5 protein-coding genes and 1 pseudogene are annotated in these 15189 nt (G+C 38.8%); all 6 read right to left on the bottom strand.

Translation table 11 applies throughout. The annotated features are described in order from the left end of the window. Window position 1: 1 nt before the first annotated feature. A complete protein-coding gene (locus tag BFP77_RS01520) occupies window positions 2-3253 on the bottom strand; it encodes a CRTAC1 family protein (RefSeq protein ID WP_099572316.1) in 3252 nt (1083 codons plus the stop codon). Continuing rightward, entirely contained in the window at window positions 3243-6611 is a 3369-nt protein-coding gene (locus tag BFP77_RS01515) for a VCBS repeat-containing protein (RefSeq protein WP_099572315.1), read from the bottom strand. Before BFP77_RS01515 ends, BFP77_RS01520 begins: the two co-directional genes overlap by 11 nt. Next, window positions 6608-9823 (bottom strand): VCBS repeat-containing protein, encoded by a 3216-nt coding sequence (locus tag BFP77_RS01510; protein WP_257212828.1) that lies wholly within the window; start codon window positions 9821-9823, stop codon window positions 6608-6610. The genes BFP77_RS01515 and BFP77_RS01510 overlap by 4 nt, the downstream gene beginning before the upstream one ends. Window positions 9824-10133: 310 nt before the next feature. Then, window positions 10134-11687 carry a RagB/SusD family nutrient uptake outer membrane protein gene (locus BFP77_RS01505; RefSeq protein ID WP_099572313.1) on the bottom strand — a complete coding sequence of 518 codons (1554 nt, stop codon included), beginning with the start codon at window positions 11685-11687 and terminating at the stop codon, window positions 10134-10136. A 17-nt stretch (window positions 11688-11704) separates the two neighbouring features. Next, complete coding sequence (locus BFP77_RS01500; RefSeq protein WP_099572312.1) at window positions 11705-14797, bottom strand: SusC/RagA family TonB-linked outer membrane protein; 3093 nt, start codon at window positions 14795-14797, stop codon at window positions 11705-11707. 222 nt (window positions 14798-15019) lie between these two features. Beyond that, a pseudogene (locus BFP77_RS17555) lies at window positions 15020-15189 on the bottom strand (IS30 family transposase); the annotation flags it as partial.

Raw genomic sequence — 15189 nt, 5'->3', positions numbered from 1 at the left:
TTTAGTTTTCTATTTTATAGACTTGCGCATCTGCATTGTTCATGGTGACCATAAGGTAGGGTGCACCCTTAAATTCAATGATATTTAAGTGTCTTACCGATTTTGACATAAAATCCAGTCCTAGCGTATTGCCCAGAGTAATTTCCGTACTGGTCTTAATCAAGGCTCCCGAAAAGGAATCATACCTTCCATGATATGGTTTTACGCCAAAATAATTTCCTGCAGCTAGTACTTCTTCTTCTCCGTTATCATTAAAATCATAAACCAAGAAATCCGTCATCGGAGCAGTTTGAAGGTCAAAATTAAAAGGAATAAATGAAAATGACCCATTATCATTCCTTAAGTATCCAGATTTTAACATAGCTACCTCTAGGATTTTAGCTTCCTTCAATGATTTTTCATCTAGAATTTCCGTGATATCCTTACCACCAAAAGAGGTGTAGGAAGTGAATTTTTTTCGTAACGATACCATTTGGCTGGCAAGTTCGTTAAGTCCATCCAAGGGGTAGTAGGCATCATCTTTGAATACGGTAACAATGGTTTCTGTTGCTCCGTTGGCATCAAAATCTCCATAATACATACGCATAGGATGTTCATAGCTTGCCTGAAACTTGGAATTTGCTCCCCAGTTGCCTAGAAGGTAGTCTTTATCACCATCTTTATCGATATCAAAAGCTACTATGCTTTGCCATAAACCTTTTAGATTTTTTTCCTTTAAGGGTTCAAAGGCTTTAAATTTACCCATATCGTTTCGGAAAAACATAGGCTGCATCCATTCTCCCGTTAAGACTAGATCTAAATCACCATCACCATCAACATCATCTGCAATACCATCCGTAAGCATTCCCAGTTCCTTAAAAATGCTTTTTGTATCCATAACCAAGGTGCCATTGGTATTGTTTAAGAGATAGGAATTTGGAGACCTCCCAAAATCGGCAGAAATAGATTGGTTACCTACAAAAAGATCTAAATCACCATCTTGATCATAATCCATAGGAATAAGTACAGATGCGTTTTCATAGGTTGGTGCTATCGGTAACGTACTGTAAATGGAGTCTTTGAGGGAATAATATGAATTTGTCAACGGGGCCATTTTATTGTAAAAATCGGCACCACCCGTCCCTATAAAGAGATCATTTGTGGTATTGCCGTCGAAATCGGCTAAAACAGCAACCACATCTTCTTTGATGGAATCTTTCTGAATGGTATTCATATTCGCTGATCGAAACAAGCTGTCTCCTTGGATAAAGATTTGAGAGGGGATGTATTTAGAGCCTCCGAAGAAAATATCGGTTTTTCCATCATTGTTCATGTCTCCAATACTGGTAGCCGGACCTCTATCGGATATTTGATAGGGAATGAGCTTCTGGCGATTAAAGTCTGTATAGGCATCCTCCTTATGCGTAAAATTTATGCCCAATCGATTGGGTACTTTCTTGAAAAGTGTCGTTTTATTGGTAATGGACAAACCGTAGTTATAGGCCAATGTATTGCCATAAGTAATTTTGAGCGTTTGATTTACATCTAAGTCTCTTAATACTTGGAAGGTCTTGTCCGGCCAAATAATTTTAAGGGAATCAACCATTGAGATATCACCATAGCCAAAATGAATAATGGGTTGTGATGAAGACTGAAAGCCTCTAACCGTGAACAGTTCTTTAAATTGTTGTTTACCGTCGGTATATGAAACTACCTTTGTGCCAATACCAAACTTGTTTTTACCCTTATATTGTAAGCCCAGTTTTAAATAATTTGCCTTCTCGTTGGTCCTGTTTTCAAGGATGGTAGGATGGGTGTTCAAATTGTTTGTCACTAAATCCAAATCTCCATCATTATCCAAATCAGCATAGGCCGTTGCCCCCGAAACCAAGGTGTCCTTAGGAATCCAGACATCGGATTTGTCATCAAAAAGCAGACTGGAATTACCTTTAAAAATACGGTTTGATGCTGCACCAGAAGGCATGAGTTCCAAAGCTTTTTGATCTACGAGATTAGTGTTATTTATTTTATTTTTAATATTGTCATTGGATACAAAATTGATGTAATCTAAATCGTTTGGCCGTTTAGGAATGCCATTGCTTATAAACAGGTCTTGTTCGCCATCTTGGTCATAATCGGCAAAAAGTGCACTCCAACTCCAATCTGTAGCTGCAACACCACTTTGTAAGGCGGTCTCTCTAAATTGCCCGCCTGGCTGATTTAGATAGAGCATATTGCGCGTAAATTGATAATGGTACCCATATGTACCTGTTCTAAGTCGCTGAACCTGTATATTGTCATCACCCTCAGAAGATTTTAACACCTTTTCATCAAACGGTAACATATCTAAAGAAATGAGGTCCGGGAGACCGTCATGATTTAAGTCGGCCACATCACTCCCCATAGAAAATCTTGAAGTATGTCCAAAATAATCTCTGAGCGATTCTTTAAAAGTGCCGTCGCCATTATTTAGATAATAGTAATCATCTTCATGAAAATCATTACCAATGAATAAATCCGGATAACCGTCGTTATTAAAATCTGAAACGGCTATGCCTAAGCCGTACCCGTTAATACCGCCGTAAACTCCTGCCTCTTCACTTACATCGGAAAATTTTCCTTCATCGTTTCGTAATAATTTATCTCCCGTTTCATAGTTTCTTTCGTATCTAAGGTCCGCTTTTCCAAAAGATTCTGGGGTATGAACGGCATGGTTAAGCAAGTATATGTCCAGATCACCATCCAAATCGTAATCCAGAAAAGCCGCAGACGAGCTGTAAGATTCAAAATCGAGACCATATTTGCCCGACTCTTCACTAAAAGTACCATCGCCTTGATTTATAAATAATTCATTATGACCGTTAAAACCATTTAAACCTACCACGGCGCACACGTAAATATCTAAAAGGCCGTCTCCATTAACATCTCCTATTACAGCACCTGTATTCCAACTGCTTTTTCCGGCAACTCCGGCTTTTTCGGAAATGTCCTCAAATAAAAAATTTCCCTTATTGAGGTATAGTTTATTAGCAACTTGGTTTCCAGAAAAGAAGATATCTGGTAGTTCATCATTATTGATATCCCCGATGGCTACGCCTCCACCATTATAAAAATAGAGGTAATCGAGAATGTTCAAGTCGTTGGATTCCTTCAGGTCATTGGAAAAATATATTCCTGTTTCTTCTGCTGTGCGCTTATGGAAAACATCACCTTTTTGGTCACTACAACCAATAGCCCAAAAGATTAAAGACAATCCTATAAGTTTACTTTTCATTTAAATTGTAAATTTTAGGTTGCTTGTCGTTTACGGCGGCAATCAAAAATGAATTTCCGGCTTTGTCCTTAAATAATTCCAAATGCTTCACTTCATCCCTTATGAAAAAACCGCTTGTATCATAATTCTGCCAATTAAAGCCTAACTGACCGTCACCTAATAGCACATTCCCATAATTAGCATCCAATCTTGAAAATTGAGGTTTAAATTCGAAATTGTTACCTGCCATAATCAGGTCTACCATACCATCTTGGTTTACGTCTGTACATTCAATACCGCATATACAGGAGAATTGAACCTGAGGGGGCAAAACCTTAATGCGATACTGACCATTACCTTCATTGATAGCGATCACTGATTCTGAAATGGACGCTTCTCGTACAATGGTGTTTGAAATGACATCTTCAGGGAACAGTTCGTCAACGGTTTTCTTGGCATATTCCGATGCCTTGATGTTCTCTTTTTTCAAGGCTAATATTTGACCGGTCAAATCTTTCTTCTGATGTAGCGGATAGTCTCCATTATTATAGTTTTGTGTAATGATTTGTTCAATGGTACCATCATTATCAAAATCATTCACCCACATTTTCATTGGCTGACCCTTTTTTGGTTTGTAATGTAAGTTGCTTCCAGAGTTTCCTAAAACCAAGTCCAAATCACCATCGTTATCTAAATCTTGCGCTTTTATAGCTCCCCACCAACCATTTAAACTATCTAGGCTTGTGGTTTGCTTACTTAGTCTACGGCCAGAGTTCTTAAATACTTTTGGTGTTCCCCAATCAGATACCGTAATAAGGTCTTTCTTGTTGTCTCCATCAATATCCACCCATTTTGCGTCGGTAATCATACCGGCGTTTCTTAGGTCATAGGCAGACTTTTCGGTAATATCGGAGAAGGTACCATCGCCATTATTACCCAGTAATAGATGATTAGGGTCTACGCCATAGGTTCCTACAACACTTCTAGATCCTACAAAAACATCCACGTGTCCGTCACCGTTAAAATCCGTAGCAGTGATTACGGCTACGTTTTTATTCGCCGATGGTAGATTAATGCCAGATGGCTTGAACTTACCTCTGCCGTCATTTAGATAAAGTCTTGTTCCGTAGGTGTTCTGCATGCCAATTTCGTTACCACCACTACCTACTATTAAATCCAAGTCCCCATCGTTATCGGCATCGAAAAAAGTAGCTGCGGTATCTTCAAAACTAGCGTCCTTTTCAAAAAAGGAAGTAATAGGCTTTTTAAGTTTTCCATTGCCGCTGTGCAGGTACAAACTTGCTGTCTGGTCTTTGGCGCCGCCAATAAAGATATCATCGTTACCGTCCCCATTTACGTCTCCTACAGCAACACCAGGACCCTCTTGGGCCAGGGAGTGGTATATAAGCCCTTCGTTATCAAAGTCGTTATAATTATTTTCTTTGTGGGCTAATAGCGAACCATTGTTTACTTCCTTTAACAATGGATTTAATGTCTTAGGAGTTAAGACCTTATAACTGTCTTTAGCATCCCTATGGTCCAACACCAGTGTTTCATTTACGGCAAGGTTCTGTAATTTTTGAGTAGCATCATCTGGCCAGATTACTCGGATGGAATCTATCTTGGTTTCATTTCCAAGACCTATCGTCATTGGGTATTCTATAGAGGACTGAAAGCCTCTTGAAGGCATTACGGTCTGATTGATAATCTGGTCTTTAAAATAAAGTTTTACCACGGTGCCAATACCGAACCTATTACCATCTGCACCTTTAAAATCTAGTTTAATATAGTTATGGTTTTTTAGGCGTTCGGTATTATTTCTATAAACAAAGGTTTCCATGTTTACATTGTTCACTACTAGGTCCAAGTCCCCGTCATTGTCCAGATCACCGTATGCCGCACCGTTGGATCTACTGGGAATTTCAAAGCCCCAATCCTTATTGGCATTACTAAAAGTGATATCGCCGTTATTTCTATAGGCGTAATTGGGTAGTGGCGTTACGGGCATTTTATTGATTATAGAATCTATGGATTCTTTTCTCCCGGTCAGTGCCATTTTTTGAATGATTTCATTGGCGAAGAAATCAACAAAATCCAAGTCCGTTAAATCATGGTTGATGCCGTTTGTAATATAAATGTCCTTAAGTCCATCATTATCCATATCAAAAAGGAGTCCTGCCCAACTCCAATCTGTAGCTTCAACACCGCTGTAATAGGCTATTTCCGAGAATGAGCCATTTCCATTGTTAAGTTGAAGTGTGTTTTGAATGTACTGTTGATGAAAATCTTTGCTCTGTTTTAACTTAAAAACGTTGTAGCTTTCAAATTCCATCACGGATTTTACTCTCTGGTCCGGTTCGGGAAGCATATCCGTTATAAAAATATCGGTAAGGCCATCATTATTAATATCCGCCATATCGATACCCATAGCGGAAAGGCTTAAATGATTGGTCCATTGTTGGATTTCTTCACGGAACGAACCATCTTGATTGTTGATATATAGGTAATCCCTTTCGTAGAAATCGTTAGATACGTAAATATCCGGATATAAATCCTGATTAATATCCGTAACCATGACACCAAGGCCAAAACCGATAAGACTCCCATAGATTCCGGATTCCTCACTCACATCTACAAATTTGCCATTATCGTTACGCAGCAACATATCTCCTACGCCTCTAAAAATAGCAGGAACGCCCTCCCAATCTTGCGCTCTAACATCTCGTTGTTCTGCATAGCCCAAACTACTAACGGGTATATTACTGTTGTTAAGAATATAGGCATCCAAATCCCCGTCTTTATCATAATCAAAAAAGGAAGCGTGTGTAGAGAAACCTGTCTCCGCAAGATTATATTCGGCCGCACTTTCGGTAAAAGTGAGGTCTCCATTGTTTATGTACAGGTCGTTATCATGATTATTCCCCTCCATGTTACCTGCATTACTCACGTAGATATCTAGCAGACCGTCATTGTTTATATCCGCCATTACTACACCTGTAGACCAAGGTTTGTTTCCTTTGATACCAGCTGATTCAGATACATCCTCAAATTTTAAATTGCCTTTGTTCAAGTAAAGCTTGTTGGGCTCCTTGTTTCCGGTCAGAAAAACATCCGTTAACCCGTCATTGTTAATATCACCTAGTGCAACACCACCACCATTGTAGAAATTTCTGTATTTGAATATATTGAACGCTTTGCTGTTTTCTACTTCGTTCACAAAAGAAATACCTGTGTCCTCTGAAGATAATAGGGTGAATAAAGTTTCCTTTTTGGGTATCGATTTTTCGATATCCGACGTGGTATTATCTTTGCAAGAAATAAAAAATACTATAAAGGCGATGGTCAATGTAACCCGTTGTATGATAAAATTCCTTTTCATTTTAAGCGCTCTTTTAAAACAAAAAATAGGCTATCGTTATTTCTAGATATGACGTAGTTTTCTTTGTTCTTGATTTTAATTTTTTCAATACTTCTCGCGGCCCCTGAAACTCCTAAATAGTTATAGTCTTGCGTTTTAAAAACGTCTTCTGTTGAGGGATACAAAATTAGACCATGGGAGGCATCCATCCTACCTAGTTGGGTGCTAATTTCATAATTGTTACCTACAAGGATTATAGATTTTCTGGGATTATTTTCAATGATTATATCCTGTACTGTGGAGACTTGAGCTATTTTAGGTAATGGATGTTTTTTGAATTTTCCATTTCCTAGGTTTTCAAAGTAACAAGTAGACAATTCGTAAACCGATTTTTGAAAGCCAGTTTCCAGTACCTTTTTTGGAAAAAGTTCATTAAAGCCTGCTTTGGCAAAGGCAGCATAAGAAAGATATTTTTTGTTCAAAGAGGGGATTTGTTTCGCTAGTTCATCCTTAGATGCCAGTACGGTCTCCGTATTTTTGTGATAATAGGACACGATGGTTTCCATACTCCCATTTTTATCGATATCCGCTTTGTAGAGGTTTAAAGGTTTTTGAAAAGAGACTTTTAATTTACTGTTCTCTCCCCAGTTGCCAACTACTAAATCTATATCTCCATCATTATCCAAATCGTCAACTTCAATGGCATTCCAAAGTCCGTTTGAATTGGCTAATGTGGGGTCTACTTTTTTGGTTAGGTCCTCACCATCGTTCATAAAAATGGTAATAGGCATCCAGTGTCCTACAAAGATGAGGTCTTCAAAGCCATTATTGTCCAAATCTAAGATGGCTACATTTTTTACATTTCCCAAATCATTTAGTGCTAACGATTTTTTTTCGGTAACATCGGAGAACTTTCCTGCGCCGTCGTTCTGAAATATATATTGTTTGGGGCTAAGGCCAAATTCCCACGGTACGGCATCGGAAGTAATGAGGATATCCAAATCACCATCGTTATCCATATCCCAAGATTTTACGGCGGACGCATTGATTTCAATATTTCTAAAGGCAGTAGTGTCCTTTGTGAATTGTCCACTTTTATTTATGTACAATCTGGGGCGCAAAGGTGGGCCTTTCTTGAATTCATTTCCAGCGCTGACTATTAGTAAATCTATTAACCCATCACCGTTAGCATCAAAAAAGTGCTGATCTATGTCTTCGGTTACCTTATCCTCATTAAAAAGCTCTGGCTGTTGTGGCATAAATTCACCTTCATTGTTTTGGATAAATAGGGCAGAGGGTTGCTGTTTAGCGCCACCTACGAAGATATCTTCTAAACCATCTGAATTGATGTCTTCGACACTCACGGAAGGACCTTCGTTAGTATTGGCATAGGGTATTAGGGGGTCACGGTAGAATTCAATGGAATTGCCGTCTTTGTGATAAAAATTTACCGTTTGATTATTTGAGGAATACTCTGAAAGAGTTTTTCCGGTAGCGTTGCCGTTTACGGCATTTTCATAATCCACTGTAATTTCTTGATTTGCTGATACATCTTTCAAAATTTCGAGGAATCCCGTAGGCCACTGTATCAGAACAGAATCGATACGATTTAACGCTCCGAGTCCTATGTGAAGTGAAGGATGCACCGAGGATAAATATCCTTTAGTAGTGTAGTTCTCATACTTTTGAACCGTATTTTCTGCATAAATGAAAACCGTTGCCCCAATACCGAAATTATTAGTTTTCCGTCCTTTAAAACGTATTTTGATATAGTTCTTAGGATTTATCTCGTTTCCTTTATTTTCGAGTATGAAGGCTTCCCCATTGACGTTGTTTGTTACAATATCCAAGTCGCCATCGTTGTCCAGGTCACTATAAACTGTTCCATTGCTGAACGATTTTTCAGGCGTATACCAAGTTTTTGAAACATCGGCAAATGTCAAATCCCCATTATTTTTGAAAAAGTAATTGGAAACTTTTTTCTCAGGCATTTTCTGAATGAATTCCATTTCTTGCTTACCAACACCATCGGCAAGATTTTTTTGAATATTATCATTGGCTATAAAGTTGATGAAATCCATATCATTGGATGCGCCTTTTATGCCGTTTGTAATAAAGATATCCTTGAATCCGTCATTGTCAAAATCTGCTAGAAGTGTTCCCCATGACCATTCGGTAGCGCTTATATTAGCTAGTGAGGCAATTTCACTGAATTTTCCATGGCCTGTATTTAAATGCAGTGTGTTCTGCATAAATTGGGGCGCATAGCCATTCTTAAGGTAATTAGTATAGTTGGGATAGCTAAATTCGGTGCCAGAGGATTTATAGGTTTCTAGATTTTCAGGCAACATATCTAAGGAAACGATATCGGTAAGCGCATCATTGTTGATGTCTGCAATACCATTTCCCATGGAGAAATGTGTAGTATGCCCCAAATTCTTATAGTCTTTTGAAATCGATTCCGTAAAAGTTTTATCCCCGTTGTTAAGGTAGAGATAGTCATTTTCAAAAAAATCGTTACCTACATAAATATCGGGATAGGAATCATTGTTAACATCACTTATGGAGATGCCAAGACCATAACCGATTTTACCTTGATAAATATTAGCTGAAGCACGGACGTCTACAAAGTAACCCTCTTTATTTTCGAATAGCTTATCGCCACTAACCTTGTTCTGTTTAGTTCTTTCGTTGCCATTGGCGTAATTTAAGTTAGGGTGTACGGAATGATTCATCAGATACATGTCTAAATCCCCATCTAAATCGTAATCTAAAAATGCACTTTGTGTGGAGAAGCCAGAAAAATTTAAGCCGTAAGATGCAGACATTTCTTTGAATTTTGGTACTCCGTCTACAATACCTTGATTTACGTAAAGTAAGTTATGTCCTTTTAGATTTTGATATCCGGAAACTTTACACAAATAAATATCTAAGAGGTCATCATTATTAATATCCACTACGGTTACCCCGGTCGTCCAGCCGCTTTTATTCTCTATACCAGAGGCTAATGTGGCGGATTTAAATTGTAGTGCTCCTTTGTTAAGGAATAGTTCGTCTTTATTTTCATTGGACACAAAATAAAGATCCTGGAGTCCGTCGTTATTAAAATCTGCTGCGGCTAATCCAGCGCCATTGTAATAGTAGATATAGTTCAGGATATTAAGTTCTGCGGAAGACATCAGTGTATTAGTGAAAGAAACATTACTATGATTAGAATCGACTTTAGTAAACATCTTTGGTTCTTCCTCCTTACAGGAGTTTAATAAAGCGGTTATACTGAGTAGCATAACTAAAATAATCCTTTTCATCAATCTAAAAAACATAGCCTTGCAAGATACTTAAAACGGAAATTATTTGTACAATTAGGATTGTTATAAGATGTTAATATTATGAATTTAGAGGCATCTCTATTGAAGTTTGTTCAGGACTTTCAATTGGGTATCTACCCATTGAAACCCTATTCTTGAATTAGATTTGGTGCCCTTAAAGTAAAAAAGACCGCTCTGTGAGCGGTCTCTTTTTAAACACTTAAATATAAAAGGATTAATATCCTGGATTCTGCACTAAATTTGGATTAGAAAGAATTGCGTTAGATGGGATAGGATAAAGATTTCTGTTCTCATCACCAATTGCAGCAGCATCTTTAAACTGCCAGTCTTTTGTAAATTGACCAAAACGTATTAAATCCGTTCTTCTTACAAACTCTACATATAATTCTCTACCTCTTTCATCAATTAGGTTTTGCTCTGAAACACTACCTAATGGAGCGGCATCACGTAACGTACGTAGTTCGTTGACCATGGCAGTAGCATCACCACCACTTCTAAGCATAGCTTCAGCTTTCATTAAATGAGCATCTGCATAACGAAAGACCAATTCGTGCGCTGTAAAACCTCCGTTTACTGGGTGATACTTAATAGTTCGTATTCCAGTTGCTTCACCATTACCTACTAATCCTGGGAAATCTCTAGTAAATACTAAATCCTGTCCCGGTCTTGTTTTTAATTTAGTTCCGTCCTCATTGAACTGCTGTCCTATAAGGAATCCGTAACCTATACCTAAATTGGTCTCATCGGCGTTAGAAGCATCGGGCACAAAACCTCTTCTTTCTTCCTGTCCTGAACCAACTGTATTTGAGTTTGGATCACCTTCAAAAAGATCGTAAAATTCAGCTAATGTGGTAAAACCGTTCCAACCACCACCTTCGTTGTCAGGTGAATTAATGTTGTAGTGCATACCGTTCCAGATTCTGTTACCAACACCGGTAGGAATCCACCAGATGGTCTCTGTATCGGCAGCCTCGGTGAAAATATCAAAATATCCGTCCTGTAAGGCAAAACCATCTGCTGCGATAGCATCCACTAAAGAGATTACCTCATTCATATCACCAGAGTCAGGAGTTCCTGAGCCGTTATAAATATGCGCATTCAATAAAACTCTGGCCTTCAAGAAACGAGCAGATGCTTTTGTTCCTCTTTGTAAATTATCCATATCCATGGCAGCTACGGTAGGAAGTCCTGCAATAGCATCATCCAAATCGGTAAGGATAAAGTCAAGCGCCTCTGTTCTTGTTAACACGGTAGGGTCTATTTCTGGACCTTCGTTAGGTTGTCTAAAAGGAACTTGCCCCCAGTTGTCCATAACGATCCACATGGCGAAAGCTCTTACGAATTTAGCTTGAGCAACTTGTTCTGCTGATCCATTACTTAGCGGGTCAGCAACTTCAGAAGCTTGGAAAACTGTTTGGTTCCAATTGTTCCAAGTGTTCAGAACAAATTGGTGCGCAGGATCCCAAGTATGGTTATGAAGTGTTCTCCATATCCCGTTATCTCCCCAGTCAGTACCTCTTGTTGGTACTAAGGCTTCATCAGTGGCTACTTCTTGGAGAGCAAAATAGTTAGCTTGATCTCCCAAACGGTTAATACCGTTGTAAATGTTATCCAATGAACCCTCAACGTCCGCAACACCACTAAACTGTGTGCCACTATCTGTTGAAATAATTGAATCTGTGCCTTCTATTTCCAAATCTGTACAGGATAGTACAAATGCTGCGGAAAAGGCAATAAGCATTAAATTTTTGATTTGACTTCTTTTCATGATTTTCTTTTTTTTAATTAAAACGTAGCATTAATTCCCAGTGTAAAAGTTCTAGGATTTGGATAGGCTGTTAAATCGATTCCCGCTGTTGGTATACCATTTAATAGGTCATTATTAGCAGGTGCGGAACTTACTTCTGGATCTAAACCGCTGTAATCGGTGATTAGGAATAGATTTTGCCCAGTTAAATTCAATCTAAGACTTTTGAATAATCCCTCTCCGGACATTGGGATATTATAACCTAAAGAAGCATTTTGTAATCTTACAAAATCTCCCTTTTCTAAGAAACGCGTAGATACTGAGGCGGCTGCTGTACCAGATTCTCCGTTTCCAATAACATTTTGAGTAACGTTTCTACCGTTCTGGATAGAACCAGCGGTAAAGAACGCGTTCTCTGTGTTATTGTATACTGAAAAACCAAACTGACCAGCTAGATATGTAGAAAAATCCCAGTTCTTGTAAGAAACATTCATGGAGAAACCACCAGTTACATCTGGTAAGGCATCCTCACCTACGAAACTTTGCGTATCACCTATGGGCTGACCGTTAGCATCGAATCCTTGGAAGTCCCTAAGGAAGTAAGAGAATAACGGTTGGTTGCCCGCTAAAATTTGTGCAAATGCTCCTGTAAGACCTTGACCTCTAATAGTACCCGCTTGGATAAGTCCGTCAAAATCCTGAATTTCATTTTCGTTGTAAGCAACATTGAAGGACGCATCAAAATTGAAATCTTCAGACCTTACAATATCATAAGCAACAGCCAATTCTATACCTTGGTTAAGTACTGTTGCATCCAAGTTTTGGAAAAAGAAAGGCTGTGGTGACGGCTGTGCGGCTTGCACATTCAACAATAAATCGGTTGTCTCGTTTCGGTAAACATCTATACTACCGGAAAAACGATCATTGTTAAATCCAAAATCTAGCCCAACGCCATAGTTTAAAGTTTCTTCCCATTTTAATCCTGGATTGGCAAAAGCCACTGCATTCGTTCCAGGGATGTTGATTATACCGTCATTTTGAATAGGAGCACCACCGAAACGTTCTCTACGAACAAAGTTGCCAAAACCTAAACCATCTTGATTACCTGTGATACCACCACCTGCACGTAATTTAAGTGTTGAAATGGCATCCCCGATGAAATCTTCTTCATGAATTTTCCAGGCAATTGCTCCAGAAGGGAATATACCATATTGGTTGTCAGAACCAAATCTAGAAGAGCCATCCGCTCTAACCGTAGCCGTAAATAGATACTTGTCCGCAAGGGAATACTGGACTCTAGTGAAGAACGATTGTAATTCATCAGTATTGTCAAAAGTATCTGTAAATAAAGACCTTACCTTAATTCCTCCAAACGGCAATGCCACATTTTCCGTAGCTGCGGCAGGTGCTAATCTGTTAACGAATACCTGAGATTGACCAGTCCCAATTCCGTATTGTTGATAATCACCTGAAATAGATGCTTCAATAGCATCGGCAGAAGCTTCTAAGTCTCTACCCATAGCGTTCAAATCACCAGTGCTATAACCCCAGCCAGTTACATTTCTTCCACTTGTTCCAAAATCTTGGAAAGAATAACCCAATAACACATCTAAATTAGAATTTTCAAATTCCTTCTTATAGTTCAAGGTTACCTCTAACAATTTGCTTTCTAAGTTAAGGTCATTAACGGCACCACGGCCATTACCGGCGGTACCATTGGTAAGACCAACAATATCTCTGGATAGCGCTGATCTCCTAGTAGACTCTGAATAGTCATAACCAACGTTTACTTTAGCCGTTAATTCTGGAGTAATATCGTATGCTGCAGATGCATTTAGTAAAGCCCTATCGGTTACACTAAAACTCTGGTACTCCGCCAATAGGTTGGCTGGATTCAATAGGTTGCCCGGGTCAAAACTAGCGCTATTGGGCCAGGTTGGGTTGGCAGCGTACGCTGCTCCTAATAAATCTCCTTGGAAACCAGCACTTCCTGAAATAAGCGGCTGTTCATCACCAATGCTTGAACCTGTAGCCGATACTTGTATGTTTAACTTGTCATTCAAGAACCTGTGATTCCAGTTTACACGAAGTGTAGTTCTTTCTAATGAAGAGTTTTCAACTACACCAAATTGTTTTCCATATCCGAACGTAGTTCTTATATTTCCTTTACCATAGTTTTTGGACCATGCAAGGTTTTGGTTTTGTGACGCTACGGTTCTCGTAACAACATCTTGCCAGTTTGTATTGGCCCCTCTGTCTGCAGCTGCTCTGTCTCCACCAAAAGAATCAATGGCGTTTAAGTAATCGTCTCTTCCTAGTAAATCATAGGAATTTGCTGGTGAAGCAATACTTAGAGAAGAATTGAATTCAAAGACACCTTTTCCAGTTTTACCACTTTTAGTAGTTATGATAACAACACCATTGGCACCTCTTGACCCATAAATGGCCGTCGCGGAGGCATCTTTTAATACACTGATGCTTTCGATATCCGAAGGGTTAAGGAAACTTAGCGGGTTAGTTGATCCGCTGGTACCGGCACCTAGATCCTGAGAGTTGGCAGATGTGTCACCACCGGAAAGTGGAACACCATCAACAACAAATAAAGGATTGTTGTTAGAACGTACGGAACTTGTACCTCTAATGTTAAAGTTAATACCTGCCCCTGGAGCACCGCTACTCTGTGTAATTTGAACACCTGCAGTCTTACCTTGGATTAATTGTTCTGGCGAAGCGATGACACCGCCATTAAAATCTTCTGCAGTAACTGAAACTACAGAACCAGTTGCATCCTTAACAGTAGTAGTACCGTAACCTATTATTACAACTTCTTCCAAAGCCTGTGCATCTTCCTCTAGGGTGAAGTTAATACTTGACTGCCCGTTGACAGCAACTTCAGTTGTCTTATAACCAATGTAGCTAACGACTAATACAGCATCGCTACCAACTTCAATGGAGTAATTTCCATCAAAATCGGTTTGAGTACCGTTAGTAGTTCCTTTTTCAATAACACTAGCACCTGGCAAAGGTCCACTAGCATCTGAAACCGTTCCGGTTACTTCCTGCGCCTGCGCTATACTAAAGGATAGAAATGCCCCGATAGCAAACAGACTTTTTAGTAGCGTAATCTTCATAAAAAATTAGTTTTAAGTTGAGTTAATTAAATTTCAAGAGTTAAAAATATGTAAAATTGTCGTTAAAACAGTATTACCCATATGTTTGAAAACAACGAAACCGTTTTCGTGTTAATAACTTTTATCAATTAGTAGTTTAATAAGGGAGGGCCCTTTAAATTACTTATTTGACAGTTTAGATATAGCTAATTTAAGAAATTGCAATTTTTTGTAAAGCTGTGTTCAATCCATAAGTGCAACACACTTATTTTTTAGGACTTCAATAGGGTTGTAATAGTTAAACTTTCTAATAGGTCTGTAATTTAGTAATAATTCCACTTCTTTGATTCTCTCTATTGAGACTTGATTAAGGTCCGTTTTCTTAGGGAAGAATCGTCTAATAACTCCTATTC

The sequence above is a fragment of the Maribacter sp. 4U21 genome (genome assembly GCF_002742365.1).
Taxonomy (GTDB): Bacteria; Bacteroidota; Bacteroidia; order Flavobacteriales; family Flavobacteriaceae; genus Maribacter.
This window is presented reverse-complemented; position numbering and strand designations above follow the sequence as displayed.

Excerpts from the sequence above, each read along its gene's own strand:
- BFP77_RS01520 (WP_099572316.1), bottom strand. The coding sequence starts at position 3,253 with ATGAAAAGTAAACTTATAGGATTGTCTTTAATCTTTTGGGCTATTGGT.
- BFP77_RS01515 (WP_099572315.1), bottom strand. The coding sequence starts at position 6,611 with ATGAAAAGGAATTTTATCATACAACGGGTTACATTGACCATCGCCTTT.
- BFP77_RS01510 (WP_257212828.1), bottom strand. The coding sequence starts at position 9,823 with ATGTTTACTAAAGTCGATTCTAATCATAGTAATGTTTCTTTCACTAAT.
- BFP77_RS01505 (WP_099572313.1), bottom strand. The coding sequence starts at position 11,687 with ATGAAAAGAAGTCAAATCAAAAATTTAATGCTTATTGCCTTTTCCGCA.
- BFP77_RS01500 (WP_099572312.1), bottom strand. The coding sequence starts at position 14,797 with ATGAAGATTACGCTACTAAAAAGTCTGTTTGCTATCGGGGCATTTCTA.